Below are 25,273 nucleotides of genomic sequence, written 5' to 3'. Positions count from 1 at the left end.
GTTCACCGCCCGCCTCGCGTTCACACCCGGCTGTCGGCGGTGGACAGCAGCTCGGATATCTGTCGCGCGGTTTCCACCAGGTGGCCGGTCGCCTCGTCCATGGTCTTTTGCAGATTGCCATGGTGGATGAACGGCACGGTCAGCGCCGCCGCCGCGCGATCACCGCGCATGATCGGGGCGGAAATGTCGCTGATGCCGTTCACGAACGTGCTTTGCGCCTGCGCGTGCCCTTGGGCGGCGGCGGCCTTGGCGGCCTTGACGAACGCGGCAATCTCGCCGCGATCGGTTGCAGGGGAAAGCTGTGCCAGCCAGGCCTGCTGGATATCGGCCGGCTGGTGGCCGAACAGCACCACGCCCGATACCGACCGGTGCAGCGCCAGGCGGTGGCCGATGCGCACCGAAAAGCCGATCTGCTCGTTCGATTCCATGCGCGCCACCACCACGATCTCACCCCGGGTGTGGAACACCAGATGGCACGACTGGCCAATATCCATCGCCAGCTGGCGCATGCGCGGCAGCGCCACTTCGACCAGGTTCTGCGTGGGCGGCTGGCGCATCGCCATGGTGAACAACAGATCGGTCAGGTAATAGCCGTCGTTGGCGCCGTCCTGTTCGACAAAGCCGCGCGCCTGCAGCACCTGCACCATGCGGAACATTTCCCCCTGCGAGCGGCCCAGGCGCTGGCAGATTTCGGTCATGGTCATCGCCCGGCCGGAATTGACCAGCAACTCGATCACGTCGAGCCCCTTTTCCAGCGCCGGCGCGCGATAGCGGTTGCCGGTGCCACGGCCTTCATCGTCGCCCTGCGGCATGTCCGGAATGTCATTCAACTGGAAAGATCCTCAGCCCTGTTGCGGTATCATGCGATGCTATCGCCTGGCGGCACGGCTCGGCAAGGGGCGCAGCCACACTCAGGCGTCGGCGTCGCCGCTGCCTTCGCCATGGCATGCCGGGCACGACACGCCCGCACGATAAAGTGGCGATTGCTGGCCCGCCGCATCGACCGGCCGGCCGCACGGCCCGCACAGCACATGGCTGCCCGGCTTGAGACCATGGCCGATCGCCACGCGCTCGTCGAACACGAAGCATTCGCCCTGCCACCGGCTTTCTGTCTCGGGCACCTGTTCCAGGTAATTGAGGATGCCGCCCTTCAGGTGATAGACCGCATCCACCCCTTCGCCCTTGAGAAAGGCGGTGGATTTCTCGCAGCGGATGCCGCCGGTGCAGAACATCGCCACGCGCGGCTGGCGTCCTTCACCCAGCAAGGCGTCGCGCTGTTGGCGAAACCAGGCCGGAAACTCTCGGAAACTGCGCGTTTGCGGATCGATCGCCCCGGCAAAGGTGCCCACCGCTACTTCGTAATCGTTGCGCGTGTCGATCACGATAGTGTCGGGATCGCTGATCAGCGCGTTCCAGTCGTGCGGATCGATATAGGTGCCAACGCTGGCCAGCGGATCGATCCCATCGACGCCCATGGTCACGATCTCGCGCTTGAGGCGCACTTTCATGCGGGCAAACGGCATCGTCGCGGCGGTGGAATACTTCACGTCGAGCCCGGCGCAGTGGGGCAGGCTGCGCACATGCGCCACCACGGCCGCGATCCCCGCCGCGCTGCCGGCGATCGTGCCGTTGATCCCCTCGCCCGCCAGCAGCAGCGTGCCTTTGACGCCCTGTTCATCGCACAGTTGCAGCAGCGGCGCGCGCAGCGCGGCCGGATCGGCAAAGGGGGCAAACTGATAGAGCGCGGCAACAGTGATCGGGTCCATGGCGACGCCCCCATAAACCCTTAAGCAGGGCGCTGGCTATCCCGCACTTGCCCTGGCCCCGCCTGGTGTGAAAGGGAGGCTGCCAAAGGGAGATTGCCATGCCCGACCTGGGCGCCATCGTGCACGAGATTGCCGCCGAAATGCGCAACCACCCCGAAAAGGGCACGGTGGCCGACTATATCCCGGCGCTGGCGACGGTTCCGGCCGATCGCTTCGGCATCGCCGTGGTCATGGCCGATGGCACCTGCCACATGGCCGGCGACGCGCAGGAAGCCTTTTCGATCCAGAGTATTTCCAAGGTCTTCGCCCTGACCATGGCGCTGGGCGCGGTGGGCGATGCGCTGTGGCAACGGGTGGGGCGCGAGCCTTCGGGCAGCGCGTTCAACTCGATCGTCCAGCTCGAAAGCGAGCACGGCATCCCGCGCAACCCGTTCATCAATGCCGGGGCCATCGTGGTCAGTGATATCCTGCTCGGCCGCTATGAACCGCGCGAGGCGATAGGAGAGCTGCTGCGCTTCGTGCGCGCGCTCGCCGGGGATGACAGCATCGTGGTGGATGAAGAGGTGGCGCGCGGCGAGCAGGAAACCGGCTATCGCAACATGGCCCTGGCCAATTACATGCGCGCCTTCGGCAACATCCACCACCCGGTGGAAAAGGTGCTGGGCCTCTATTTCCACCAGTGCGCCCTGGCGATGAACTGCCGCCAGCTGGCCATGGCCGGGCGCTATCTCATGGCGCGGGGCCGCAATCCCGATACCGGGCGCAGCGTGGTGTCACCCCAGCGCGCGCGGCGCATCAATGCCCTGATGCTTACCTGCGGGCACTATGACGGATCGGGCGAATTCGCATTTCGCACCGGTCTGCCCGGAAAATCGGGCGTAGGCGGCGGCATCCTGGCAATCGCGCCGGGGGTGGCCAGCATTGCCGTCTGGTCCCCCGGTCTCAACGCGCGCGGCAATTCGCTGGCCGGCACCCTGGCGCTGGAACGGCTGGTGCAGCACACTGGCTGGTCGGTCTTCGAACCCGGCCTTGGCCAGGATCAAAGCCAGAGCAGCGGGTCAGAATGAAAAGCGCAAGCCCGCAGCGCCATAGTGCTCGCCACCCTGCAGGGTCAGCTTGAACTTGGGCAAAATGGGAAAGGCCGCCAGGGCGTAGGCCCGCACCTTTTCATGCGCCAGGCGCGCGCCCAGCCCCAGTTCCGCCACGGCCGGAATGGTGAAGGTCGCCTCACCCTTGGCATAGATCGAGGTGCTGGCGCCGTCTTGCGTGGGAATGAACGCCCCCACCACCGGCCGCACGGTGAACGGGCCAAAGCCCATGCTGTAGCTCGCGCCCAGTTCGGCGCCCCATTGCCCATCGGCCTTGCCACCAGTGGCCTCAACCCCCAGCCCCTTGGCCTGTGCCAGTGCCGGGCATGCCAGCAGCGCCAAAGCCAGCGCCGCACCCATTCCATATCGTGTCATCGCAACCCCATGCTCTTGCGCCCCCGCGCTATCCCTGTGCGCCGCAGAATCGGCGGTAATAGCGCCAGCTGTCAATCACTTGGCCCGGCATTTTGCCGCACGAGGGAACCGCCCGGCGGATGGTTGCGGTTCATCTCGCCCAACTGCGGTGACGGGTGCGGGGTGGCCAGTGCCGAGCGGGAAAAGCGGATCGGCAGGGCAACGCCGGGTACCACATCGCCCTCGCCCCGCGGCATGGCCAGTTCCAGCCCGCGATGGCGCACCTGCGGATCGGCAAAGGCCTGCGCCACGGTGTTGATCGGCCCGGCCGGCACGCCTTGGCGCTCCAGGGCGGCCAGCAGATCATCGCGCGCCCACGTGACTGTCGCCGCCTCGATCGCGGCGGTGAGCGCAGCGCGATCGGCCAGCCGGCCAGGGTTGTTGGCCCAGCCCGGCTGCATAGCCAGGCCCAGCACCGCGCAAAGGCGGGCAAACTGCCCATCGTTGCCCACCGCCAGGATCAGCCAGCCATCGGCGGCCGGAAAGACCGCATAGGGCACGATGTTGGGATGGGCATTGCCCATGCGCACCGGCGCCACGCCCGAGGCCAGATAATTCATCGCCTGGTTGGCCAGAACCCCGGTCATCACGTCCATCAGCGCCATGTCGATCATCTGCCCGCGCCCGGATCGCGCGCGCTCTGCCAGCGCGGCCTGGATGGCGATCACGGCATAAAGGCCGGTCATGATATCGGCAAACGCCACGCCGATCTTTTGCGGCGGGCCATCGGGCGCGCCGGTCAGGTCCATGATCCCGCTCATGCCCTGGACGATGAAATCATAGCCGGCGCGCGCGGCATAGGGCCCGTCCTGGCCAAACCCGGTGATCGCGCAATAGACCAGCCCCGGATTGTGCGCGGCCAGGCTGGCATAATCCAGCCCGAACCGCGCCATGCCGCCCAGCTTGAAATTCTCGATCACCACATCGGCATCGGCCACCAGCGCGCGGGCCTGCGCCTGCCCCGCCGCGGTGGCAAGGTCCAGCACCAGCGAACGCTTGCCGCGGTTGGTGGCGTGGAAATAGGCCGCATCCTGGCTGCCATCGGGATTGGCGATGAACGGCGGCCCCCAGGCGCGGGTATCATCACCGCCTGCGCTTTCCACCTTGATCACCTCTGCGCCCAGGTCTGCCAGGATCTGCCCCGCCCAGGGCCCGGCCAGCACGCGCGCGAATTCGATCACGCGCAGGCCGGCGAGCGGCGGCGCCGCAGCGGCCGCGCCGGTCAAAACGCCGCGATCCCGGTAATCGCCCGGCCCAGGATCAGCGCATGCACATCGTGCGTACCTTCATAGGTATTGACCGTTTCCAGGTTCAGCATGTGGCGGATCACCTGGTATTCCCCGGAAATACCGTTGCCCCCGTGCATGTCGCGCGCCATGCGGGCGATATCGAGCGCCTTGCCCACGTTGTTACGCTTGAGGATCGAGATCACTTCGGGCGCAGCGCCGTCTTCATCCAGCATGCGGCCCAGCCGCAGCACGGCCTGAACACCCAGGGTGATTTCGGTGAGCATGTCGGCCAGCTTTTTCTGATAGAGCTGCGTGGCGGCCAGGGGGCGGCCGAACTGGTGCCGGTCCAGCCCATATTGCCGCGCGGCGGCAAAGCAGAACTCGGCCGCGCCCATCGCCCCCCAGGCAATGCCATAGCGCGCGCGGTTGAGGCAGCCGAACGGGCCTTTCAGCCCCTCCACCCCCGGCAGCAACGCCTCTTCGGGCACCAAGACCTGGTCCATCACCACTTGCCCGGTGACCGAGGCGCGCAGCGACAGCTTGCCGCCGATCTTGGGCGCCGAAAGGCCGGGCATGCCCTTTTCCAGCACGAAACCGCGAATGGCGCCGCCGTGGGCATCGCTCTTGGCCCAGATCACGAAGACATCGGCAATCGGCGCGTTTGAAATCCACGTCTTGGTGCCGCTCAGCAGATAGCCACCATCGACCTTCTGCGCGCGGGTGCGCATGCCGGCCGGGTCTGATCCGGCATCGGGCTCGGTCAGGCCAAAACAGCCGATGGCCGCGCCGCTGGCCAGCCGAGGCAGATACTTTTCCCGTTGCGCGTCAGAGCCATAGGCATGGATCGGGTGGATCACCAGGCTCGACTGCACGCTCATCATCGAACGATAGCCGGAATCGACCCGCTCCACTTCGCGCGCGGCCAGGCCGTAGGCGACATACGAGGCCCCCGCCCCGCCAAACCGTTCGGGCAGCGTCACGCCCAACAGGCCCTGCGCGCCCATTTCGGCAAAGATCTCTGGATCGGTGGTTTCGGCGGCAAAGGCATCGATCACGCGCGGTTGCAGCCGGTCCTGGGCAAAGGCGCGCGCGGCATCGCGCACCATCCGCTCGTCTGTGGTCAACTGGCTGTCCAGCCCCAGGGCATCTTCCCAATCGAAACGAACCTTGGCCATGCGCGCTCTCCTTGCGCGCAAGGTTGACAGGGCCGGTCGATCGCATCAACAGCCTTAGATGCGGTTTTCGATCGCATTTGGGAATGAAAGCTGATGCTCGATCCTGAGGCCCTTGCCGTGTTCGTGGCCGTGGCGGATCACGGCCATTTCCAGCGCGCCGCCGATACGCTCGGCATTGCCCAGTCGGTGGCCAGCAAGCGATTGCAACGGCTGGAGCACGCGCTCGGCACCCGGCTGATCGAACGCGGCAGCCGCACCGCCGTGGTCCCCACCCGCGCCGGGGCGCTGTTCCTGCCGCAGGCGCGCGCCGCCCTCGAAACCCTGGCGCGCACCGGCCGCATCGGCATGGCCCTGGCGCGGGGAGAGGCCGGGCCACTCACCGTCGGCTATGTCTTTTCTGCGGCCATGGCTGGTGTCCTGCCGCGGCTGATCACCACCCTGGCCCAGGCACTGCCGGGCATTGAGGTGATGCCCACGCTGATGGAAACCCCCGATCAGCTCAAGGCCCTGGCCGATGGGCGGATCGACCTGGCCATTGTGCGCCCGCGCCCCGCCTGGCCGGCCGATTGCCAAGAACTCGCACGCCATCGCGAAGGGCTGTTGGTGGCGATGAGCGCAGCAAGCCCGCTTGCCAGCACTGCCCCGCTGCACGCGGCCGACCTGGCCGGACAAACCTTTCTCACCCCGCAATTCCATGAAGAAGTGGGCCTGGCGCAAACCGTGACGGCACTGGCCAAGGCGGCACGCCTGCCCGCCCCGCTGATCCGTCGCACCGCCGATTTCATCACCGCCGCAAGCCTGGCCGCCGCGGGCCAGGGCGTGATCCTGGCCCCGGCGAGCCTGGCGCGGCTCAACCTCGAAGGGTTGGTGTTCCGCCCGCTGGCCGATCATGCCGGCACGGTCGATCTCGTCACCCTGGCGGGCGCGCATGTCCCACCGCAGGTCGTTGCCGCGCTGAAGCGGGACCCCGGGTCGAGCCCGGGGTGACGAAAAATATCACTGATCTAATTACTTGTCGTCACCCCGGACTTGATCCGGGGTCCCGCTAATTTACCGCCACCTAGATTCCCGAGCCCTTCCACGTGCGGCGCTCTTCGGCGGCGCGCAGCACTTCGTAGGCCAGTTGCAGCTTCTGGAATTCGGCAGCGGCCTGGGCATCACCCGGGCGAACATCGGGGTGGACTTCCTTGGCGCGGGTGCGCCAGGCCTTGCGCACGTCTTCGAACGCGGCATCGGGATCGAGGCCCAAGGCTTCCAGCGCGCGCAGTTCGTCGCGGCTGCGGCTGCCATCGCCAGGGCCGGCCCAGGCTTTCCACGACGAATCGCTATAGCCTTCGTTGGTGCGGCGCTCGGCCTGCTCGCGCGCGGCGGCTTCTTCCTTGTCGAGCCCCGCGAAATAGTCCCAGCCGGCATTGTATTCGGCGGCATGCTTTTCGCAGAAATACCAGCGGTCAGGGCTGTTGGGTGATTTCGGCGCGGGGCAATTGCCGGGCTCGTTGCAGCCGGCGCGATCGCACAGGCGCACGTTCACGGCCTCGCGCGCGCTGCCATAGCCGCGCCAGCGGGGAAAACCCCAGTCGCTTGATCGCCCTTGCCGTGCCATCGGCCTTGCCACTTTCTCCTGACGCGGATGGGGCGCCATGCACGGCCGTTGCCGCACAAGGCGCCCCCTCTAAGACGGATTCGCTCTTAACCACCGGCGGCCCCCCGGCGCAAGCTGTCCCTTACTGTACGGTGACAGTCACCGCGCGGCGGTTCTGTGCCCAGGCGGCTTCGTCAGAGCCGAGGGCGATCGGGCGTTCCTTGCCATAGCTGACTGTGCTGATGCGGCTCGCATCCACGCCCAGGCTGACCAGGTAATTCTTGGCCGCATTGGCGCGGCGTTCGCCCAGGGCGATGTTGTAATCACGGGTACCGCGTTCGTCGCAGTGCCCTTCGATGGTGACACGCTTCATCGGATAGCGGGCCAGCCACTGCGCCTGGCTCTGCAGGATCGTCTGGCTCTGCGCATCGACGTTGTAACGGTCGGTGTCGAAGTGGATCGTGTCGGACTGCACCGAGGCCACGAAATCAGCCTGGCTGCCAGCAGCCGGGCCGCTCGGCGGCGGCGGCGGGGTGGTGGTGGTCGACGAAGCCGGTGGCGGCGGCAGTTCGGCGGCCGTGCGATTCTTCGCCGAGTTCGACGAACAGGCGGCCAGCGAAATGCTGCCTGCCAAAAGCGTTACGGTAAGAAGCGTGCGTTTCATCATATTCTCCTCAGGGCGGATGAGAAAGTTTTGCACTGCACAAAACGTCGGGGGGCTGAGAAATGGTGCAGCCACCAGGCTGCACCGGTTACGGCAAGACAGGACCCCAAGCCGGGTCAGAAGCATCGACCGGGGTATTGAGCTTGCGTTCGTTGAGGCCGGTCAGATCGACCTGCCAAATGGAGGTATGGCCCGTGTTCTTTTCCGTGCGGAAGAACTGCACGATGCGGCCATTGGGAGACCAGGTGGGCGCTTCATCCTGCCAGCTGTTGGTCAGGAAGCGCATGTCGCCACCGCTCGGGTTCATCACGGCCACGCGCAGGTTGCCGCAGATGCAGGTAAACGCGATCTGGTCGCCACGCGGGCTCCATTCCGGCGTCGCCGCGCGGCCGCCGAAAAAGCTGATGCGCTTCTGGTCGGTGCCATCGGCGTTCATCACATAGACCTGCTGGCTGCCCGAGCGATCGCTTTCAAACACGATGCGCTTGCCATCGGGGCTGTAGGAACCACCCACGTTGATGCCCGGCGTATTGGTCAGCCGCACCGGCTCACCGCCGGTGGCGGGGATGCGATAGATATCGGTGTTGCCGCCGATCGCCATGGAGAACAGCAAAGACTTGCCATCGGGCGACCAGCGCGGCGCGAACGTGGGGTTGCGGCTTTGCAGCACGAGATGCTGCGTGCCCGATCCGATATCATAGACATAGATGCGCGGATTGCCGTTGAGATACGACAGATAGGCAATCTGCTGGTAATCGGGCGAATAGCGCGGGGTCAGCGCGGTGGCCTGGCCATTGGTGATGAAGCGGTGGTTGGCGCCATCGGAATCCATGATCGCCAGCTGCTTGCGCCGGTGATCCTTGGGCCCAGTTTCGGCGATATAGGCGATCTTGCTGTCAAAGAACGGGCTCTCGCCCGACAGGCGCGAATAGACCATGTCGGCGCACTTGTGCGCGGCGCGGCGCCAATCGCCGGGCTGGACGACATAGCCCTGGCGCGCCAGTTCGCTGCCCAGCCCCACGTCATAGAGATAGCAGCCAACCGTCAGCCGGCCATCGGCGGCGGCGCGCACAAAGCCCTGCACCAGCATTTCGGCAGAGCGCGCACGCCAGCCGCTGAAATTGGGGGCGGCCACTTCCTGATAGCCGATGCCTGGCAGCGCATCGGGGCCGGTCGGCTTGAACAGGCCATTGTTCTTGAGGTCATTATAGACCACCCGCGCCAGGTTCTTGCCCAGCGCGGCCGTGTTGCCACCATCGGCCGCCGTTGGCACGGCGTTGTCGGTGGGGAACGCCGGAATGGCCACGCCCAGATCCTGCCAGGCGCCCTCGCCGGTAACCGAGCCGGTCAAGCCGCCATCATCGGGCGCGGCGGTGGTGGGCGCCGCCTGCGGCGCGTTTGAGGCTGGCAGGGTTTGTTGCTGGGCGAGAGCGGAGCCGGCACCCAGGCCAGCCAGCAAGACACCAAGAAGAGCGGATGAAATACGCTTCATTGTGACAGCTTCCAGTCAAAGCGAAACGCGGAAACGCGCTTCCAGCTGTTGTAGTACTGCGGCGGCAAATTGAACGGCGCGGCCAGTTCCACCGCACGGATCGCCAGTTCGGCATGGCGGTGGGCCTGGGCGCGATTGGCGTCGGTAATCCCGCTTTGCGATACGATCACCGGCTTTCCGGCCAACGACCCGTCGGGATTGAGGTTCCAGGCCACCACGGTGACGAGCTTGTCCACCTCGACGCCAGATGGCCCTTGCCAGTGCGGCTTGATTTGGCGTGACAGCGCCATGCCCAACGACGCGCGCACGTCAGGTCCGGCGGTCTGCGCGGGGGGATTGCGCGAGGCACCCGGGTTGCTGTTGCTCGGCAACCCGGCGAGGAAATCCTTGCCGATGCGATCGCCACCCTGGGGCGCCTTGCGCGGCGGGGTGGGCGCTGGTTTGTCACGGCCCGGGGCGTGCTCGGCCTGGCGCGGCGCCGGCTTTGCCGGCGTATGCACCGGCGCTGGCCGTGCTGGGGCCGGACGCGCGGGCGCAGGCTTGGGCGGCGCCGGCCGGGCCTGCGGGCGCGGCTCTGGCCGGGGTTGCGGGCGCGGTTCCGGGCGGGGCTCATGCCGCACCACCGGCTGCGGTTTGGGTTGGGGCTTGGGCGGCGCAGGCCGGGGCGGCTCGGGCCTGGGCTGCGGCCGTTCCACCGGCGCGGGCGGCGGAGGGGCAGGCTGAACCTTTTCCACCGGCGCGGGCGGCGCGGTTTCCGGTTCGGCGGCTTGCTGCTGCTCGCCCAGCGCGGGCGCCACGTCGGGCGCGGTCTGGGCATTGGGCTCGGGCGAGGTGGCCTTGTCGGCCACCTCATCGGCGATCGTCACCACCATGCGCTGGGGCGGCGGCTTGATCGACTTGCCCGGCGGCGAGAGCGTCAGCGCGGCAATCAGCGCCGCGTGGGCCACCACCGCCACGCCCAGTGCCAGCTTTTCTTCCCGGCGCAAACCCGCGGGAGATTGGTCAAGAGGATCGCGCGTGGCCATGGGCGTCAGGGCTGACCCTGCGCCGCTGCGGCGGCGGCTGGGGCTGCGGGCGCCGGAGCAGCCGGTTCACCGCCACCGCCCACGCCATTGCTGACCAGCGAAATCTGCTTGAAACCCGCCGCGTTCAATTCGCCCATCACCGCGATCACGCGGCCATAATCTAGCGCCTTGTCGGCCCGCAGCGTCACCAGCGGCGCCTCGCCATTGGGCCGCTGCACGGCAGCCAGCCGGTCGGCCAGTTCACCTGGGGCCAGTTCCTGGTCATCCAGGAACAGGCGGCCCTGGCCGTCCATGCTCACCGTGATCTCGTTCTTCTTTTCCTGCAGCGCCTCGGCCTTGCTGTCAGGCAGGTCGATCGGCACGCCGGCGGTGAGCATCGGCGCGGTGACCATGAAGATGATCAGCAAGACCAGCATCACGTCGACCAGCGGCGTCACGTTGATTTCGGCCATCGGGGCCCCACGCGACCGGCGCCGCCGCCCCCCGCCTCCGCCGCTGCTCTGGCCCAGGTTCATGGCCATGGCTTACTGCTCCAGTTCGCGGCTCAAGGTGGCGTGGAACCGGTCGGCAAAGCGGAACAGGCGCGCTTCAAAGCGGTTCACCGTGTTGCTGAAGCGGTTGTAGGCGATGACCGAGGGGATCGCCGCGACCAGGCCGATCGCCGTGGCAAACAGCGCTTCGGAAATACCCGGCGCCACCACCGCGAGCGAGGAATTGGCCTGCGCCCCGATGTTGAAGAAGCTGTCCATGATGCCCCACACCGTGCCGAACAGACCCACGAACGGCGCGACCGAACCGACCGTGGCAAGGAAGTTCAAGCGGCCCGACAGGCGGTCGGTCTCGGCCGCCACGGCGCTGTCCATCGCCACTTGCAGGCGCTGGCGCGTGCCTTCGCGGTCGACATTCTTGCCGGCGGTGGAGCGGCGCCATTCGGCCAGCGCGGCGGTCACCACGCGGGCGGCGGGCACGTCGCCCTTGCCGTTTTCCTTGTGATAAGCATCGATATCGCGCGCTTCCCAGAAACCCTGCTCGTAGCGGGTGGAGCGACGCGACGCGCCGGCCATGCGCAGGCTGAACGACACGATGATCATCCACACCCACACGCTGGCGAGAACCAGCGCGCTCATCACGAGCTGCACGACGATATCGGCATGCAGGAACAGGGCAACAGGATTAAGCCGGGTAGGAGCGCCGGCAGTCACGCTTGCTGCGGCGGCTAGAAGGGCCAAAGTCATGGGAAGGCTTTCTCAAGGTCCATTGCTGGATCGATCAGGGCGGCAAAGGCATCGCGCCAGGACGGCGGCAGACGGCGTGGTCGTCCGCCTGGCGTGACAAAGGCGACGCGAACCCGCGCGGCGCACAAAAGGCTCTGGTGCCTGAACGCCTGCTGAAGCAGCGTGCAGCTGGCACCTTGCAGTGCAGAAAGGCGCGATTCGACCACGATGCCATCGTCCAGGCGGGCCGGGCTGGCATAGCGCAGGGCCATGTCGGCCACGGCAAAGGCGCCCTCGCCCGCTTCGTGGGCGGCGCGCTGATCAATGCCGATCAGGCGCAACAGATCGGATCGCGCGCGTTCGAACCAGCGCAAGTAATTGGCATGATAGACAACGCCGGAAAGATCGGTGTCTTCGTAATAGACGCGCACGCCCAGGCGATGGACCGTGCCGTTAAGACAACCAGAGGGAATTTCCGGGCCGATCATAGGCGAAACGTGCCTGCCTTGCGACGGAATGACACGATTGTGTTACCCTATCTTGCTGCGGTGCGAAAGGATTAACGCGCCAGCATCGGGCCAAGCGGCACACCGCCGAACAGATGCACGTGCAGATGCGGCACTTCCTGCCCGCCATGGCCGCCAACATTGCCCAGCAGGCGATAGCCTGGCTCGACCAGGCCCAGATCACGCGCCACCTTGCCCACCGCGCGCACGAAACCGGCGATCAGATCGGCCGGGGCATGGGCGGAAAAATCGTCCCAGCTGACATAAGGGCCCTTGGGAATGACCAGCACATGCACCGGCGCCTGGGGCGCAATATCATGGAATGCCAGGGCAAAATCGTCTTCATAGACCTTGCTGGAAGGGATTTCCCCGCGCAGAATCTTCGCAAAGACGTTCTGATCATCATAGGGCAGCGTGGCATCGATCGGCATGGGACAGTGCTTTCGCTAAGAGACTGGGAATCAAGGCCTTCACGCTGGTGAAAAGTTCACAGCAGCGAAGCGACCCTCAATCGCGCGGACGCGCGGCCTTTTCGGCGAGGCCCGACAGGCCTTCGCGGCGATCAAGCTCGGCCAGCACGCGGGCCAGCGGCACATCGCGTGCACCAAGCAGCACCATGAGGTGGAACAAGAGGTCGGCTGCCTCGCCCACCAGTTCATCGGCGCTGCCCGAAAGCGCGGCGATCACCGTTTCCACGCCTTCTTCGCCCACTTTCTGCGCGATCTTGCCCAGCCCCTTGGCATGGAGGCGCGCAACATAGCTGGCATCGGGATCGGCGCTGCGGCGGGCGGCGATGGTCGCCTCGAGGCGGGCAAGCGTGCTCTGGTCCATGGCACGCGGCATGGAACGGCGCGGGCCGAGGGTCAAGCCTCTTGCCCCGCCCCTCCACCAGCCTGCGGCTGGTCCCCCTCCCCATGCCATGGGGAGGATCAGATCCCCCCGCCTGACGGAGGGGCAGAGGTGCTCAGCCCCGCGCGGGCAATCCCGCAGCACGCAACGCGGCGTGGGCCTGGGCGATGGAATAGGTGCCGAAGTGGAAGATTGAGGCGGCCAGGACCGCGCTGGCATGGCCCTTGGTCACGCCATCGACCAGGTGATCGAGCGTGCCCACACCGCCGCTGGCAATGACCGGAACCGGTACGGCATCGGCAATCGCGCGGGTCAATTCCAGGTCATAGCCGGCCTTGGTGCCATCGCCGTCCATCGAGGTGACAAGCAGTTCGCCTGCACCCAGGCTGGCCAGCCGCTCGGCATGGACCAGAGCATCAATGCCTGTGCCCTTGCGCCCACCATGGGTGAAGATTTCCCACTTGCCCGGCCCCACGCGCCGCGCATCGACCGAGCCGACCACGCATTGCGCGCCGAATTTCTCGGCAATCTCGCGCACCAGTTCGGGCCGGGCCACCGCCGCGCTGTTGACCGCCACCTTGTCGGCGCCGGCCAGCAACAGCGCGCGGGCATCCTCCACCGCGCGCACGCCGCCGCCCACGGTCAAGGGCATGAAGCACACCTCGGCCGTGCGGGCGACCACATCGAGCAGCGTGCCGCGCCCTTCGTGCGTGGCGGAAATATCAAGGAAGCACAGCTCGTCAGCACCGGCCGCGTCATAGGCGCGGGCCTGTTCCACCGGGTCGCCGGCATCGCGCAGGTCGACGAAGTTGACGCCCTTGACCACGCGGCCTTCGGCCACATCGAGGCAGGGAATGACACGGACGCGGACGGTCATGACACAGGCGCCTTTCGTTGGTGCAAGTCTTTAGCGTTCCGCGATCTGGATCGCGGCGGCCAGATCGAGCCGCCCGTCATAGAGCGCGCGGCCGGTGATCACGCCTTCGATGCCATCGGCTTCATGCACCTTGAGCATGGCGATGTCATCGATGCCTTTCACGCCGCCGCTGGCGATCACCGGCAGCCGCGTGGCGCGCGCCAGGTTGACCGTCGCCTCGATGTTGCAACCCTTGAGCAGGCCATCGCGGCCCACGTCGGTGAACAGGAGCGAGGCGACGCCGGCATCCTCGAACCGGCGGGCCATGTCGGCGATCGACACGTCGGACACATCGGCCCAGCCAGCCGTGGCGACCATGCCATCGCGCGCGTCCACCGCCACGACGATGCCGCCGGGATAGGCCTTGGCCATGTCCTTGACGAACTGCGGGTCTTTCAGCGCGGCGGTGCCGATCACCACGCGCGAGACGCCCAGATCGAACCAGCCGTCGACCGCGCGGGCATTGCGGATGCCGCCACCCAGCTGAACATGGCCGGGAAAGGCCTTGAGAATGCTTTCCACCGCGCGGGCATTGCGCGCCTCGCCCGCGAATGCGCCATCAAGATCGACCACGTGCAGGTATTGCGAACCCGCCTGGGCAAACAGCCCGGCCTGATGCGCGGGATCATCGCCATAGACGGTGGCACGATCCATATCGCCTTCTGCAAGGCGGACGACCTGACCTCCCTTGAGGTCGATGGCGGGAAATACGATCATGGCCGCGCGCCTAGCATCGCACGCCGCCATGTCCAACGGGTTTTGCGTGGCTCACGCTTGGTGCCGGGGCGGTTTGAGAGATTGAGGGGAATGGAACGGAACAGCTTTCTCCCCTCCTCTTCAGAGGAGGGGTTGGGGGTGGTGCCATGCCGTGCGCAACGCATCCACCACCCCCCGACCCCCTCCTCCGAAAAGGAGGGGGATCAGGCACTTTTTCGCCAGACCGTGTGCGCACCTTACCCCAACGCATTCTTGGGTACATGGGTGATGCGGCAGGCCAAGTCCGCCTCGCCCGAGGCGATGATGAAGCGATCGCCCTGGTCGATTACCCCGGTGGTGAAGACCACATCGCGCAGATAGAGCAGGTCTTCGAGCGGTTGGGTCAGTGCCGGTTCGGGCTCGAGCAGCGGCACCTCTCCTTCGGCCAGGATGCGGGTGGGATCGGCTTCGTCGAGCAGCGACCAGAACGTGCGGTAGATGCCGACGATCTCCTTCGGCTCCACCCCGTGCCACAGGCTGAGCCAGCCGCGCTGGCCCGCCACCTCCGTCAGGATCGGCGGCGCGCCGCCACCCATCCGGGCCGTGGCCGGGCGATCGACACGCGGGCGGATATGCGGGGCGAGGTGCGGCTTCCAGTGCCGGCCATCGGGCGATGTCGCCAGGTTGATCGACGGGCCGGCGCGGAACGGGCTGCCCGGCGGATAGGCGAACCACAGATCGCCCAAGGGCCGTGTCTGGGCCCAATAGGCCCCATCGACCAGGCCTTCGAAAATCAGCATGTCCTTATTCTGGTGATCGAGCACCAGGCCCTCGAACGTCCAGTCGAGGCCATTGGCAGAGCTGTAGAGCGTGGTGGAATGCCGTTCTGGGCTGACCGAGCAGGTGGTCATCAGGTATTGCCCGTCGGCGACGCGGGAAATGCGGGCGTCTTCCACGCCATAGCAGGCCCACGGGCCGGCCGGCGCGATCGCCTTGTCATAATGGATCGCCACAATTTCCATGGCATCGGGCGTCATTTCCACTGGCAGCAGCCACGATAGCGAGGTGAGCGCCATGACTTTCCAGCCGCCGCCGGGCACCATGAACTTGCGCGGATCGCGGGTGTCGGCCAGTTCCAGCGGCCAGGCATCCAGCACGAAGCGCCCGAACGGCTGCCCGCCGACCAGCCGGCCATCGCCATCCCAACGGATCGCGTGCACCTTGCCATCGCGGATCGGCTCGCGCAGCGCCTCGGCCACGCGCACCATGAGGAGGACGTTGCCATTGGGCAGCGTGGTCATGCCGGGGTTGAACGCCCCCAGCACAAAGGTTTCCGCATCGAAATGGCCCGCCAGCGGCGAGCGCGACAGATCGATGACGTGAGGGGTAATGACCAGTCGGTCGTGGGGAAATTTCATTCTTCGTTGACCCTGGGAACAATGACCATCTGCTGCACGACGGTGCGGCGCGGCTGGGTGAGGAAATAGTGGATGCCCACGGCGATATCTTCGGCGCGAAGCATCTTCTCTTCGGCGATCATCGCGCGCTGCTTGTCGGCCGGGATATCGGGATATTGGAAATCGGTGCCGACCAGGCCCGGCTCGACCAGGCCGACCCGCACGCCCTTGCCGCCCATTTCGCGGCGCAGCGCCTCGGCAAAACCGGCGATGCCGGCTTTCATCCCGGCATAGACGGTGGAATGGCCACCAAGGACGTGCGCGCTCATCGAGCCGACCAGCACGATGTCGCCATTCTTGCCCGACAAGGCTGCGGCTGCCCGCCAGGCCGAGACGAGATAGGCGGTGAAATCGGCCGCGATGGCATAGCGCAGCGCCGCCTCGTCCATCTCGGTCAGTCCTGAGGCCGGCACCGCCGCGTTGATGACCGCGACGTCGATCCCGCCCATTGCCTGCTCGGCGGCGCCGAAAAAGCGATCGACCGCGCCTTCATGCGCCAGATCCAGCGCCAGGCCGTCGATCGTGCCGCCAGCATTGCGCCCGGCGGCAAGGCAATCGCCCAGGTGCTCAGGATCGCGTCCGCAGGTAAAGATTTGCGCGCCTTCACCGGCCAGCAAAAGTGCCGTGGCGCGCCCAATGCCGGTGGTGCCGCCAGTGATGGCGATGCGCCGTCCGGTCAACGGGGTTTGCGCGGTATGCCCCGCTGCCCCGCCGGTTGCCGCGTAACCTGTTGCCATGATGCGTCCTTTTCCTGCCGGTGTCAGGAAAGGGAAAGCCTCGCGGCGCGGCTGGTTCCGCGCCCTGCCCCTTTGGCGGGGCCATGCGCCTCAGGCTTTTGGGATCAGGGCTGCCAGCCGAGGAAGCGGGACAACAGGCCAAGGCCATAGGCCTGGCTCTTCTCGGGGTGGAACTGCACGCCCAGGATATTGTCGCGCGCCACGGCCGCGACCAGGCCGCCGCCGTGATCGGTTATGGCCGCCACGTCGGCGCCGTCGTCGGCCGCGAAGTGGTAGGAATGCAGGAAATAGGCTTCCCCACCCCGGATCAGGCTGGCGCCATCGCCGTGGTGCATCGGCGACACATCGTTCCAGCCCATGTGCGGCACCTTGATCGCCGGATCGGTCCGCTCGATCAGGCGCACCTCGCCCGCGATCCAGTCGAGCCCCTCGGTCACGCCATGCTCCACCCCACGCGAGGCGAGCAATTGCATGCCCACGCAGATGCCCAGGAACGGCACGGCATCGGCGAGCACACGCTCTTCCAGCGCGTCGATCATGCCGGTCACGCCGCGCAGCGCCGTGGCACAAGCGCGATAGGCACCCACACCGGGCAAGACGATGCGATCGGCGCGGCGCACCACATCAGGATCGGCGGTGACGATGACGTTTTCCGCGCCAGCCACTTTCAGCGCATTGGCGACAGAGCGCAGGTTGCCGGCGCCATAGTCGATCAGGGCCAGCCGTTCAGCCACCGAGCATGCCCTTGGTCGACGGCACCGCATCGGCCTTGCGCGGATCGATGGCGATGGCCTGTGCCATGGCGCGGGCAAAGCCCTTGTAGATGCCTTCGATGATATGGTGGTTGTTGGAGCCATAGAGGCACTCGATGTGCAGCGTGATGCCGGCGGCCTGCGAGATCGACTGGAACCAGTGCTCGAACATCTCGGTGTCCATCGTGCCCAGGCGCGGCTGGCTGAACGCGGCCTTCCACACCAGGATCGGGCGGCCGGAAATATCCAGCGCGACACGGGCCAGCGCCTCGTCCATCGGGGCATAGGTCGAACCGTAGCGGGTGATGCCCTTCTTGTCGCCCAGCGCCTGGCCGATCGCCTGGCCCAGCGCGATCGCGCTGTCTTCCACGGTGTGGTGCTCGTCCACGTGAAGATCGCCCTTCACGAACAGCGTCACATCGATCAGCGAATGGCGCGAGAACTGCTCGATCATGTGATCGAGAAAGCCGATCCCGGTGTTCACGTCATAGACCCCGGTGCCATCCAGGTTGACGCTGACCTTGATATCGGTTTCGGCGGTGGTGCGGGTGATCGATCCGGTGCGCATGGGCCATGCCTATACGCCCGGATATGCGAGAATCAATCACTCCCTCTTGACCCGCGCCCGTGCCAGCGCCAGTTGTGCTGCATATGAGCGAAACGCCCGACAGCCTGATCCCCTATGACGAAATCGTGCAGGAAGCCCTGCGCGCCGTGGTAGGCCGCGTCCTGGGCCAGGTGGAGGCATCCGGCGGGATGCTTCCCGGCCAGCACCATTTCTACATCACGTTCCGCACCGGGGCACCGGGGGTATCGATCCCCAACCGGCTGAAAGAACGCTTTCCCGACGAGATGACCATCGTGCTCCAGAACAAGTTCTGGGACCTGAAGGTCGAGGAAGATACCTTCTCTGTCGGGTTGAGCTTCAACCAGGTGCCGTCAACGCTGGTCATCCCGTTCCGCGCGATCACGGCCTTTGTCGATCCCGCGGTGGATTTCGGCCTGCAGTTCCAGGCGGCCGACGAGATGGACGATGACATCCACGAGGACGCGGAAAACGATTCTTCCGCCAACCCCGGGGAAACTTCCGACAAGCCCGCCGTTGAACGCAGCGACGACGGCTCGAATGTCGTCACGGTCGATTTCGGCCGCAAGAAGTAACCGCCTGCGCCAGACCTGATCCCGGCCCAGTCCGATCGCGTTTGCCGCAGGCCATCAAGGTACACGGGGCACCCGCACATGGTTTCCAAGGGCAAAGCGGCGAAGTCGGAACAGGATATCAACGAGGACGGCACCCAGGCCGTGCCGGCCAAGGCAGAACCCGCCAAGGCTGCGCCGACCCAGGCTGGGCCGGCCAAGGACGATCAGCCGCTCAACAGCCCGTTGACCACCCTGATCCTGACCGACATCGCGATGAGCGCGGGCAGCGCCCTGCTGGCCCGCGGCGTTGCCGGCAAGGGCCTGGCTGGCCGCGTGCTGGGCAAGGCATTGCCGGTGCGCACGCCCGGCGGGCTGATCCGCGGCCCCTCGCTGGTGGGTAGCCTGGTTGGCACCGCGATCGCCCGCGTCGCCACACGTTCGGTGCCCGGCGCGATCGTGGTGGGCGGCGGCCTGGTCGCCAAGGCGCTTTACGATCGCCGCAAGACCCGCCGCGCCCGCGCCGCGGTGAAAGCCAAGCCGCGCTGATCCCGCAGCGCCTGCCCCTTTGCGGCAGAGCCTGGCAAACCTTCCCAGCGCCACAAACTGCGGCTTGACCGGCAGGGCGGCCATGGTCCATCTGCGACCATGGCCGACAGCGCATTGCCCCCCACCCTGCCCGTTTCCCGTGCCGATGCACTGCATCGTCGCGGCCTCATGCTGATCCTGTCTTCGCCATCGGGCGCGGGCAAGACGACGATCGCCAAGCGCCTGCTGGCGCACGATTCGCAGATCGAGGCATCGGTTTCGGCCACCACGCGCCCGATCCGCCCCGGCGAGGTGGATGGCAAGGATTACCACTTCGTCGACCGCGCCACGTTCGATGCCATGGTCGAAGCCAACGAATTCTATGAATGGGCCGAAGTCTTCGGTAATTGCTATGGCACGCCCAAGGCCCATATCCGCGCCCGCCTCAAGGAAGGCGGCGACACCCTGTTCGACATCGACTGGCAGGGCACGCAGCAGCTCTATCAAAAGGCCGAGGCCGACGTGGTGCGCGTGTTCATCCTGCCGCCGAGCATCGAGGAACTGCGCCGCCGCCTGACCGGGCGCGGCACCGACAGCGCCGAAGTGATCGCCGCGCGCATGGCCCGCGCCCAGGCCGAAATCAGCCACTGGGACGGCTATGACTATGTCGTGGTCAACGACGATATCGATGCCTGCTATACCCAGATCTGCCAGATCCTGGCGGCCGAACGCCTCAAGCGCGCGCGCCAGACCGGTCTGATCGGCTTTGTCCGCGAATTGACCCGGCACTGATCGCGTGGCGGCCGTGGAGATCGAGCCATCGCCGCCAAGCCATCGCCGGATGTGGTGGGCCTGGACTCTCCTTGCCCTGATTCTGGCCGGGCTGGCCTTGCTGGGCTGGGGCTATTGGGTGGAAACCTGGCCGCCGCTGGTGCGCCGCGCGGTGATCGTGTTCGATACCCCGGCCATGGCCGGCCGCAAGATCGACGTGGCGCTGGTTTCCGATATCCATGTCGGCAGCCACGGGATGAGCGCCGCCCGGCTGGACCGCGTGGTGGACCAGATCATGGCGCAGCACCCCGATGCCATCCTGCTGGCCGGCGATTTCGTCAATGGTGACCGGCGCAACGATCCGGCGGTGCATCTGGATTTGCTGCCCGAGGCACTGGCGCGCCTGCATGCCCCGCTGGGCGTCTATGCCGTGCTGGGCAATCATGACGAATGGACCGATCCGCACGCGGTTACCGCGCTGCTGCGCCGCGCCGGGATCACCGTGCTCAACAACCAGAGCCAGGGCGTGGGGCCGATCACGCTGCTGGGCCTGGCCGATACGCCCCGTGCCCGGCTGATCGCCGCGCCGCTGCTGCCCGCCGCGCGCGCCGCGGGCAAACCGGTGATCGTGGTGGAGCATGTGCCGCGCGTGATCCCCGGCGTGCCGTTGATCCTGGCCGGCCACACCCATTGCGGCCAGATTCACCTGCCCGGCATCAGCATCGCGGGCAACCCCATCACCGGCAATCGCTATTACGATGCGCGGTTTCGCTGTGGCATCGTGCACTGGCAGGACCAGATCGTGTTGATCGGCAGCGGCGTGGGATCGGGCAGCTTTCCCTTGCGCATCGGCACGCGGCCCGATTTCTGGATGATCACCCTTACCGGGCGTTGACCGGCCGCGCATTTGCGCGAATGAACCAGCGCAGCCGCGACGCGATCCGCCGGCGCCACGAAGAGGACCACCGATGAAAGCTGCCGTTCTCGAACAAGCGGGCCAGCCGCTGACCCTGGCCGATCTGGTGGTTGACCGGCCCGGCCCGCATGAAGTGCTGATCCGCACGGTGGCTTGCGGCCTGTGCCATTCCGACCTGCACTTCATCGACGGCGCCTATCCCCACGCGCTGCCCGCCGTGCCGGGGCACGAGGCCGCCGGCATTGTCGAGGCCGTGGGCGAGGAAGTGCGGCGGGTGAAGAAGGGTGATCGCGTGGTCACCTGCCTTTCGGCCTTTTGCGGCACCTGCGAATTCTGCCTGTCGGGCCGCATGGCGCTGTGCCTGGGCAGCGGCACCCGCCGCCCGCGCGGCGCGGCGCCGCGCCTCGCCCGGCCAGACGGCACACCGGTGCAGCAGATGCTCAACCTGTCGGCGCTGGCCGAAATGATGCTGGTGCACGAAAACGCCTGCGTCGCCATCCGGCCCGACATGCCGCTCGATCGCGCGGCGCTGTTGGGCTGCGCGGTCACCACCGGGGCTGGTGCGGTGTTCAATGCCTGCAAGCCGACGCCGGGTGACAGCGTGGCGGTGATCGGCTGCGGCGGCGTGGGCCTGGCGGCCGTGAACGCCGCGCGCATTGCCGGGGCCGGCCGCATCATCGCCGCCGACCCTTCACCCGAAAAGCGCGCGCTGGCGCAGGAAATGGGCGCGACCGACACGATCGACCCCAGTGCCGACGATGCCGCCGGCGCGATAATGGAACTGACGCGCGGCGGCGTGGAACATGCGATCGAGGCCGTGGGCCGCCCGGCCTCGGCCGATCTGGCGGTGCAGGTCTTGCGCCGGGGTGGCACGGCCACGATCCTGGGCATGATGCCGCTCGATCACAAGGTCGGCCTTTCGGCGATGGACCTGCTGTCGGGCAAGACGCTGCAAGGCGGGCTGATGGGCATGAACCGCTTTCCGATCGACCTGCCGCGCCTGGTCGATTTCTACCTCGGTGGACAGCTCAAGCTCGATACCATGCTGACCGCGCGGATCACGCTCGATCAGGTCAACGATGGCTTTGCCGCGCTGCGCCGGGGCGATGGCGCCCGCGCGGTGGTGCTGTTCGACGGCGCGTAGTTCCGCTTAAGGCCGCTTTCACGCCGGCTTGGCCGGCGCGGCGCTAATCCCGGTGGCATCGCTGTGCCACGAGGGAAACCGCCGATGCCCGCCATTTGCCACCGTGCCCGCCTGCCGGGCGCTGCCCTGCTTGCCGCAACGGCCCTGGCAGCCGCCCCGCCGGCGCTGGCAGGAGAGGCACCGCCGGCCGATGGCCTGGCCATCTCTGGACAGATCCGCCTGCGTTATGAAGCGATCGATGGCCAGGCGCGGCCCAACGCCAACCGCACCGACCAGCTGATCAACACCCGCGCCACGATCAAGGCCGCGTGGACCAAGGGCCCGTGGCAGGTGGTGGGCGAGTTGTGGGACGCGCGCGTGTTCAACGACAATCCCGGCACGCCGATCACCACCGGAGAGATCAACGCTTTCGAGCTGGTGCAAGGCTATGTCGGGCTGGACCTGCCCGGCCGCCTCGGCAAGGGCAGCAAGCTCAATGTCAGAGTGGGGCGCGAAACGCTCAACATCGGATCGCGCCGCCTGATCGCGGCCGACGATTATCGCAACACCATCAACAGCTATACCGGCCTTCATGCCGAGGCCCAATGGCCCAGCGGATGGCGCGCGTCACTCGTCTTCACCCTGCCCGACCAGCGCCTGCCGCTGGACCGGCGCGGCATGCATGTCCACCGCTTTGCCTGGGACCATGAGGGCTTTGACCTGATGCTGTGGGGCGGCTTTGTCGGCAAGGTGATCTCGGCCAAGGGGGCGCCGGTCACCTTAATCGAGGCCGGACTGCTGCACCTTGGCGAACGCGACCGGCCCGATACCCCGACGCGCGACCGCTCGCTCAACACCTCCAGCCTGCGCCTGGCGGCAGAGCCCGCGCCGGCGCACCTGGATTACGAGCTGGAAGGCAATTACCAGTGGGGCGAGGAAGCCATGGTCATGGCGCCCAATGCGCCGCTGCTGCCCGTCAGCGCCAGCAACCTGCACGTGCGCCTGGGCTATACCTTTGCCGACAGGGCGAAAACGCATCTGACGGCAGAGCTGGACTTTGCCACTGGCGATACGCCCGGCGGCACGATCACCCGCTATGATCCGCTCTACGCCACGCGGCGCAACGATTTCGCCCCGGCCGGGCTCTATAACGTGCCCTATCGCGCCAACATCATCGCCCCCGGATTGCGGCTGGAAGGCGCGCCATCCAAGCGGTTTGACTATCTGCTGACGTGGCACCCGATGTGGCTGGCCAATGCGCACGATATGTTTGGCAGTTCGGGCGTGCGCGATGCGGCGGGCACCAGCGGCAGGTTTGCCGGGCACCAGTTCGATTCCCGGCTGCGCTATTGGGCGGTGCCCCGCCGGCTGCGCCTGGAATTCGATGGGGTCTATCTGGCCAAAGGTGGCTTCATGCAGACCGCGCCCAATGCGCAGCCGGGGCAATCCACCACCTATGGTTCGTTCAACGTGACCGCGTTCTATTGAACGGGATCAGTGCTTGCCGCTGTTGCGGGCGATGAAGGCCGCCGTGGCATCGTGGAAGCCCTTGAGCGAGGCCTCGTTGGCATAGACCATGTGGCCCGACGGGTAATAGGCAAAGCTGATGTTGCCCTGCAGCGATTGCGGCATGGGCAGGTGGCGCGTCTCGAACAGCCCTTCGAAATAGGGCGTGGCGAGATCGTAATAGCCGCCGGCCAGCAGCACCTTGAGCTGCGGGTTCTGCTTCATCGCGTTGGCCAGGTCAGGCATCACGTTGAGCGGGCCGCTTTCCGACCGGCTGCCATCGGGCAAGCGGTGGGCCATGTCCCATTCGGTCAGCCCGGCAAACGGCTTGTAGGTCGCCTGCGTGGCATAGTGCAGGCTGTCGCGCGCATAGGCGTTGAAGGCCGAGATATAGGCCGAACTGATCGCCGCGCTCTGCGGGTCATAGCCGGCTTCCTTGGCCGTGGGATCGAGCGTCGGGCCCGAAAAACGCGAATCGAGGCGGCCGGTGGTCAGGCCCTGCTCTTCCTGCAGGTGCTGCATCACCTGGCCCACGTTGAGCCGCAGGTTGGAGCGCAGCCAGTATTCGGCGGGAATGCCGGTATAGCCAGCCAGGCGCTTGGCCATGTCCTGGCGCTGGGCGTCGGGCAGCGTGCTGCCCTGCATCAGGGCCATGGCATAGTCGGTGGTGGCAAAGTGCTCCACCTCGCGCAGGAAGGTTTCCAGGTCGGCTGGGCGCGTGCCGGGCAGGCGGTTATGATACCATGCCGTCGCCGCCACGGTCGGCAGGCTCACCACATAGGCGCTGTCCACGCCCGGATTGTGTTCCGGGCCATCGGCCGAGAGATCGAAGTTGAGGATCGCCGAAAGCAGGACAACCCCGTTGAAATCGATCGAATCGTCCGATTGCAGCGCGTTGACCAGGGCCGAAGCGCGCGGCGTGCCATAACTTTCGCCCAGCAGGAACTTGGGCGAATTCCAGCGGCCATGGTCCGACAGGAACGCCTTGATGAATTCGCGGAAGGCATGGACATCCTGGTCCACGCCCCAGAACGCCTTTTCCTTGTTCTTGCCGGCAATGCGCGACCAGCCAGCGCCCGGTGCATCGATGAACACCAGATCCGATGCGTCGAGCAGGCTATAGGCGTTGTCCACCAGGTTATAGGGTGCCGGCGGAGTGTGGCTGTCGTTGGCAGTGATCACCCGGCGCGGACCGAATGCGCCCATGTGCAGCCAGACCGTGGCCGAACCGGGGCCGCCGTTGAACAGGAACGTGATCGGCCGATCGGCCGAGGGCGCGCCCTTCTTGAAATAGGCGGTGTAGAACATCGAGGCCTCGGCCGGCGCGTCCTTGGCGTCATCCTTGGTCTTGCCGGCTGCGGCGGTCTCGCGCCAATCGGTATCGTCCCAATCGGCCTGGTGCACCACCACGGTGCCGGCTTCGGCGGTGTAGTCGATCTTCTGGCCGCCCACCGTCACCATGCCAGACGAGAGCACCTTGCGCGGCTTGAAGAAGCGCGTGGTGGTGGCACTGTCGGGATCGGGCACGCCATCGGGATCGTTGCGCGCGGCATCAGACCTGGCGTCCTTGTCGGCCTTGTCCGCCTTGGCGGCGTCATCAGGCTTGGCCAGGGCCAGCGCGGGGTTGAGAGCAAGCAGGGATACGGCAGCGGCAAGCGACAGGGCGGAGCGCAAGGGTGAATTCCTTTACAGGCGAAACCGGTTTGGCGGCCGCATCGAACGCGCGCGGG

The 25,273-nt window shown here is 66.6% G+C and carries 29 protein-coding genes; 8 read left to right on the top strand and 21 right to left on the bottom strand.

The window, feature by feature from the left end:
- Positions 1-20: 20 nt before the first annotated feature.
- Both FHW97_RS02100 and FHW97_RS02095 read right to left on the bottom strand, forming a co-directional pair.
- The gene (locus FHW97_RS02100) at positions 21-830 is read right to left on the bottom strand and encodes an IclR family transcriptional regulator (protein ID WP_107715939.1); all 810 of its coding nucleotides are present in this window, start codon (positions 828-830) and stop codon (positions 21-23) included.
- 81 nt (positions 831-911) lie between these two features.
- Positions 912-1,766: a rhodanese-related sulfurtransferase gene (locus tag FHW97_RS02095; protein WP_171797864.1), complete on the bottom strand. Its 855-nt coding sequence runs from the start codon at positions 1,764-1,766 to the stop codon at positions 912-914.
- A 98-nt stretch (positions 1,767-1,864) separates the two neighbouring features.
- Between FHW97_RS02095 and FHW97_RS02090 the strand changes: the two genes are divergently transcribed.
- Entirely contained in the window at positions 1,865-2,833 is a 969-nt protein-coding gene (locus FHW97_RS02090) for a glutaminase (RefSeq protein ID WP_171797863.1), read from the top strand.
- Here the strand turns inward: FHW97_RS02090 and FHW97_RS02085 are convergent.
- The 3 genes from FHW97_RS02085 to FHW97_RS02075 form a co-directional block, all read right to left on the bottom strand.
- Positions 2,825-3,229, bottom strand: a complete 405-nt coding sequence (locus FHW97_RS02085; RefSeq protein ID WP_148291613.1) for a hypothetical protein — start codon at positions 3,227-3,229, stop codon at positions 2,825-2,827. The genes FHW97_RS02090 and FHW97_RS02085 overlap by 9 nt on opposite strands.
- Positions 3,230-3,300: 71 nt before the next feature.
- Positions 3,301-4,494 carry a CaiB/BaiF CoA-transferase family protein gene (locus FHW97_RS02080; protein WP_171797862.1) on the bottom strand — a complete coding sequence of 398 codons (1,194 nt, stop codon included), beginning with the start codon at positions 4,492-4,494 and terminating at the stop codon, positions 3,301-3,303.
- Positions 4,491-5,672, bottom strand: coding sequence for an acyl-CoA dehydrogenase (locus tag FHW97_RS02075; RefSeq protein WP_171794335.1), 1,182 nt, complete (start codon positions 5,670-5,672; stop codon positions 4,491-4,493). Before FHW97_RS02075 ends, FHW97_RS02080 begins: the two co-directional genes overlap by 4 nt.
- 93 nt (positions 5,673-5,765) lie before the next feature.
- Between FHW97_RS02075 and FHW97_RS02070 the strand changes: the two genes are divergently transcribed.
- Positions 5,766-6,659: a LysR family transcriptional regulator gene (locus tag FHW97_RS02070; protein WP_082349720.1), complete on the top strand. Its 894-nt coding sequence runs from the start codon at positions 5,766-5,768 to the stop codon at positions 6,657-6,659.
- 73 nt (positions 6,660-6,732) lie between these two features.
- On the opposite strand, the gene FHW97_RS02065 is transcribed toward FHW97_RS02070, so the two are convergent.
- The 15 genes from FHW97_RS02065 to hisB all read right to left on the bottom strand — a co-directional run bounded on the left by FHW97_RS02065 (position 6,733) and on the right by hisB (position 18,130).
- Entirely contained in the window at positions 6,733-7,275 is a 543-nt protein-coding gene (locus FHW97_RS02065) for a J domain-containing protein (protein ID WP_062786204.1), read from the bottom strand.
- Between the two features lie 121 nt (positions 7,276-7,396).
- Positions 7,397-7,918, bottom strand: a complete 522-nt coding sequence (pal, locus tag FHW97_RS02060) for a peptidoglycan-associated lipoprotein Pal (protein ID WP_054130901.1) — start codon at positions 7,916-7,918, stop codon at positions 7,397-7,399.
- Positions 7,919-8,006: 88 nt separating this feature from the next.
- Positions 8,007-9,410: a Tol-Pal system beta propeller repeat protein TolB gene (tolB, locus tag FHW97_RS02055; RefSeq protein ID WP_171797861.1), complete on the bottom strand. Its 1,404-nt coding sequence runs from the start codon at positions 9,408-9,410 to the stop codon at positions 8,007-8,009.
- Entirely contained in the window at positions 9,407-10,396 is a 990-nt protein-coding gene (locus FHW97_RS02050; protein ID WP_253941524.1) for a TonB C-terminal domain-containing protein, read from the bottom strand. Before FHW97_RS02050 ends, tolB begins: the two co-directional genes overlap by 4 nt.
- Positions 10,397-10,440: 44 nt before the next feature.
- Positions 10,441-10,956 carry a protein TolR gene (gene tolR, locus FHW97_RS02045; RefSeq protein ID WP_171797859.1) on the bottom strand — a complete coding sequence of 172 codons (516 nt, stop codon included), beginning with the start codon at positions 10,954-10,956 and terminating at the stop codon, positions 10,441-10,443.
- Between the two features lie 3 nt (positions 10,957-10,959).
- Positions 10,960-11,670 carry a protein TolQ gene (tolQ, locus tag FHW97_RS02040; RefSeq protein WP_062786195.1) on the bottom strand — a complete coding sequence of 237 codons (711 nt, stop codon included), beginning with the start codon at positions 11,668-11,670 and terminating at the stop codon, positions 10,960-10,962.
- Positions 11,667-12,137 carry a tol-pal system-associated acyl-CoA thioesterase gene (ybgC, locus tag FHW97_RS02035; protein ID WP_054130667.1) on the bottom strand — a complete coding sequence of 157 codons (471 nt, stop codon included), beginning with the start codon at positions 12,135-12,137 and terminating at the stop codon, positions 11,667-11,669. The genes tolQ and ybgC overlap by 4 nt, the downstream gene beginning before the upstream one ends.
- Positions 12,138-12,208: 71 nt before the next feature.
- A complete protein-coding gene (locus FHW97_RS02030; RefSeq protein ID WP_171797858.1) occupies positions 12,209-12,586 on the bottom strand; it encodes a histidine triad nucleotide-binding protein in 378 nt (125 codons plus the stop codon).
- Between the two features lie 76 nt (positions 12,587-12,662).
- Positions 12,663-12,986, bottom strand: a complete 324-nt coding sequence (locus FHW97_RS02025) for a phosphoribosyl-ATP diphosphatase (RefSeq protein ID WP_022675796.1) — start codon at positions 12,984-12,986, stop codon at positions 12,663-12,665.
- A gap of 133 nt (positions 12,987-13,119) precedes the next feature.
- Positions 13,120-13,881, bottom strand: coding sequence for an imidazole glycerol phosphate synthase subunit HisF (gene hisF / locus FHW97_RS02020; protein WP_022675795.1), 762 nt, complete (start codon positions 13,879-13,881; stop codon positions 13,120-13,122).
- A 30-nt stretch (positions 13,882-13,911) separates the two neighbouring features.
- On the bottom strand, positions 13,912-14,637 hold the full coding sequence (gene hisA / locus FHW97_RS02015) for a 1-(5-phosphoribosyl)-5-[(5-phosphoribosylamino)methylideneamino]imidazole-4-carboxamide isomerase (RefSeq protein ID WP_022675794.1): 726 nt from the start codon (positions 14,635-14,637) through the stop codon (positions 13,912-13,914).
- 236 nt (positions 14,638-14,873) lie between these two features.
- Positions 14,874-16,034, bottom strand: coding sequence for a glycosidase (locus tag FHW97_RS02010; protein ID WP_171797857.1), 1,161 nt, complete (start codon positions 16,032-16,034; stop codon positions 14,874-14,876).
- Positions 16,031-16,810, bottom strand: a complete 780-nt coding sequence (locus FHW97_RS02005; protein WP_171797856.1) for an SDR family oxidoreductase — start codon at positions 16,808-16,810, stop codon at positions 16,031-16,033. Before FHW97_RS02005 ends, FHW97_RS02010 begins: the two co-directional genes overlap by 4 nt.
- Positions 16,811-16,914: 104 nt before the next feature.
- The gene (gene hisH, locus FHW97_RS02000; RefSeq protein ID WP_171797855.1) at positions 16,915-17,544 is read right to left on the bottom strand and encodes an imidazole glycerol phosphate synthase subunit HisH; all 630 of its coding nucleotides are present in this window, start codon (positions 17,542-17,544) and stop codon (positions 16,915-16,917) included.
- Positions 17,537-18,130 (bottom strand): imidazoleglycerol-phosphate dehydratase HisB, encoded by a 594-nt coding sequence (gene hisB / locus FHW97_RS01995; protein WP_171797854.1) that lies wholly within the window; start codon positions 18,128-18,130, stop codon positions 17,537-17,539. The genes hisH and hisB overlap by 8 nt, the downstream gene beginning before the upstream one ends.
- Positions 18,131-18,213: 83 nt before the next feature.
- Here hisB and FHW97_RS01990 point away from each other — a divergent pair, with 83 nt between their 5' ends.
- The 6 genes from FHW97_RS01990 to FHW97_RS01965 all read left to right on the top strand — a co-directional run bounded on the left by FHW97_RS01990 (position 18,214) and on the right by FHW97_RS01965 (position 23,525).
- Positions 18,214-18,723 (top strand): SspB family protein, encoded by a 510-nt coding sequence (locus FHW97_RS01990; protein ID WP_022675789.1) that lies wholly within the window; start codon positions 18,214-18,216, stop codon positions 18,721-18,723.
- A 78-nt stretch (positions 18,724-18,801) separates the two neighbouring features.
- Complete coding sequence (locus tag FHW97_RS01985) at positions 18,802-19,248, top strand: hypothetical protein (protein WP_171792750.1); 447 nt, start codon at positions 18,802-18,804, stop codon at positions 19,246-19,248.
- 99 nt (positions 19,249-19,347) lie between these two features.
- Complete coding sequence (gmk, locus tag FHW97_RS01980; protein ID WP_022675787.1) at positions 19,348-20,019, top strand: guanylate kinase; 672 nt, start codon at positions 19,348-19,350, stop codon at positions 20,017-20,019.
- Between the two features lie 4 nt (positions 20,020-20,023).
- Positions 20,024-20,893 (top strand): metallophosphoesterase, encoded by an 870-nt coding sequence (locus FHW97_RS01975; RefSeq protein ID WP_062786171.1) that lies wholly within the window; start codon positions 20,024-20,026, stop codon positions 20,891-20,893.
- 73 nt (positions 20,894-20,966) lie between these two features.
- On the top strand, positions 20,967-22,058 hold the full coding sequence (locus tag FHW97_RS01970; protein WP_168351577.1) for a Zn-dependent alcohol dehydrogenase: 1,092 nt from the start codon (positions 20,967-20,969) through the stop codon (positions 22,056-22,058).
- Positions 22,059-22,142: 84 nt separating this feature from the next.
- A complete protein-coding gene (locus tag FHW97_RS01965; protein WP_216647602.1) occupies positions 22,143-23,525 on the top strand; it encodes an alginate export family protein in 1,383 nt (460 codons plus the stop codon).
- A 6-nt stretch (positions 23,526-23,531) separates the two neighbouring features.
- Here FHW97_RS01965 and FHW97_RS01960 read toward each other — a convergent pair whose 3' ends face one another.
- Entirely contained in the window at positions 23,532-25,217 is a 1,686-nt protein-coding gene (locus FHW97_RS01960) for a S10 family peptidase (protein WP_253941523.1), read from the bottom strand.
- Between the last annotated feature and the right edge of the window lie 56 nt (positions 25,218-25,273).

This window comes from Novosphingobium sp. SG754 (assembly GCF_013149315.1).
Taxonomy (GTDB): domain Bacteria; phylum Pseudomonadota; class Alphaproteobacteria; order Sphingomonadales; family Sphingomonadaceae; genus Novosphingobium; species Novosphingobium capsulatum.
This window is presented reverse-complemented; position numbering and strand designations above follow the sequence as displayed.

Bases quoted from the DNA above. Each gene is read 5' to 3' on its own strand.
- FHW97_RS02095 (WP_171797864.1), bottom strand. From the start codon at position 1,766: ATGGACCCGATCACTGTTGCCGCGCTCTATCAGTTTGCCCCCTTTGCC.
- FHW97_RS02090 (WP_171797863.1), top strand. From the start codon at position 1,865: ATGCCCGACCTGGGCGCCATCGTGCACGAGATTGCCGCCGAAATGCGC.
- FHW97_RS02085 (WP_148291613.1), bottom strand. From the start codon at position 3,229: ATGACACGATATGGAATGGGTGCGGCGCTGGCTTTGGCGCTGCTGGCA.
- FHW97_RS02075 (WP_171794335.1), bottom strand. From the start codon at position 5,672: ATGGCCAAGGTTCGTTTCGATTGGGAAGATGCCCTGGGGCTGGACAGC.
- FHW97_RS02070 (WP_082349720.1), top strand. From the start codon at position 5,766: ATGCTCGATCCTGAGGCCCTTGCCGTGTTCGTGGCCGTGGCGGATCAC.
- FHW97_RS02065 (WP_062786204.1), bottom strand. From the start codon at position 7,275: ATGGCACGGCAAGGGCGATCAAGCGACTGGGGTTTTCCCCGCTGGCGC.
- pal (WP_054130901.1), bottom strand. From the start codon at position 7,918: ATGAAACGCACGCTTCTTACCGTAACGCTTTTGGCAGGCAGCATTTCG.
- tolB (WP_171797861.1), bottom strand. From the start codon at position 9,410: ATGAAGCGTATTTCATCCGCTCTTCTTGGTGTCTTGCTGGCTGGCCTG.
- tolR (WP_171797859.1), bottom strand. From the start codon at position 10,956: ATGGCCATGAACCTGGGCCAGAGCAGCGGCGGAGGCGGGGGGCGGCGG.
- tolQ (WP_062786195.1), bottom strand. From the start codon at position 11,670: ATGACTTTGGCCCTTCTAGCCGCCGCAGCAAGCGTGACTGCCGGCGCT.
- ybgC (WP_054130667.1), bottom strand. From the start codon at position 12,137: ATGATCGGCCCGGAAATTCCCTCTGGTTGTCTTAACGGCACGGTCCAT.
- FHW97_RS02030 (WP_171797858.1), bottom strand. From the start codon at position 12,586: ATGCCGATCGATGCCACGCTGCCCTATGATGATCAGAACGTCTTTGCG.
- FHW97_RS02025 (WP_022675796.1), bottom strand. From the start codon at position 12,986: ATGGACCAGAGCACGCTTGCCCGCCTCGAGGCGACCATCGCCGCCCGC.
- hisF (WP_022675795.1), bottom strand. From the start codon at position 13,881: ATGACCGTCCGCGTCCGTGTCATTCCCTGCCTCGATGTGGCCGAAGGC.
- hisA (WP_022675794.1), bottom strand. From the start codon at position 14,637: ATGATCGTATTTCCCGCCATCGACCTCAAGGGAGGTCAGGTCGTCCGC.
- FHW97_RS02010 (WP_171797857.1), bottom strand. From the start codon at position 16,034: ATGAAATTTCCCCACGACCGACTGGTCATTACCCCTCACGTCATCGAT.
- FHW97_RS02005 (WP_171797856.1), bottom strand. From the start codon at position 16,810: ATGGCAACAGGTTACGCGGCAACCGGCGGGGCAGCGGGGCATACCGCG.
- hisB (WP_171797854.1), bottom strand. From the start codon at position 18,130: ATGCGCACCGGATCGATCACCCGCACCACCGCCGAAACCGATATCAAG.
- FHW97_RS01990 (WP_022675789.1), top strand. From the start codon at position 18,214: ATGAGCGAAACGCCCGACAGCCTGATCCCCTATGACGAAATCGTGCAG.
- FHW97_RS01985 (WP_171792750.1), top strand. From the start codon at position 18,802: ATGGTTTCCAAGGGCAAAGCGGCGAAGTCGGAACAGGATATCAACGAG.
- gmk (WP_022675787.1), top strand. From the start codon at position 19,348: ATGGCCGACAGCGCATTGCCCCCCACCCTGCCCGTTTCCCGTGCCGAT.
- FHW97_RS01970 (WP_168351577.1), top strand. From the start codon at position 20,967: ATGAAAGCTGCCGTTCTCGAACAAGCGGGCCAGCCGCTGACCCTGGCC.
- FHW97_RS01965 (WP_216647602.1), top strand. From the start codon at position 22,143: ATGCCCGCCATTTGCCACCGTGCCCGCCTGCCGGGCGCTGCCCTGCTT.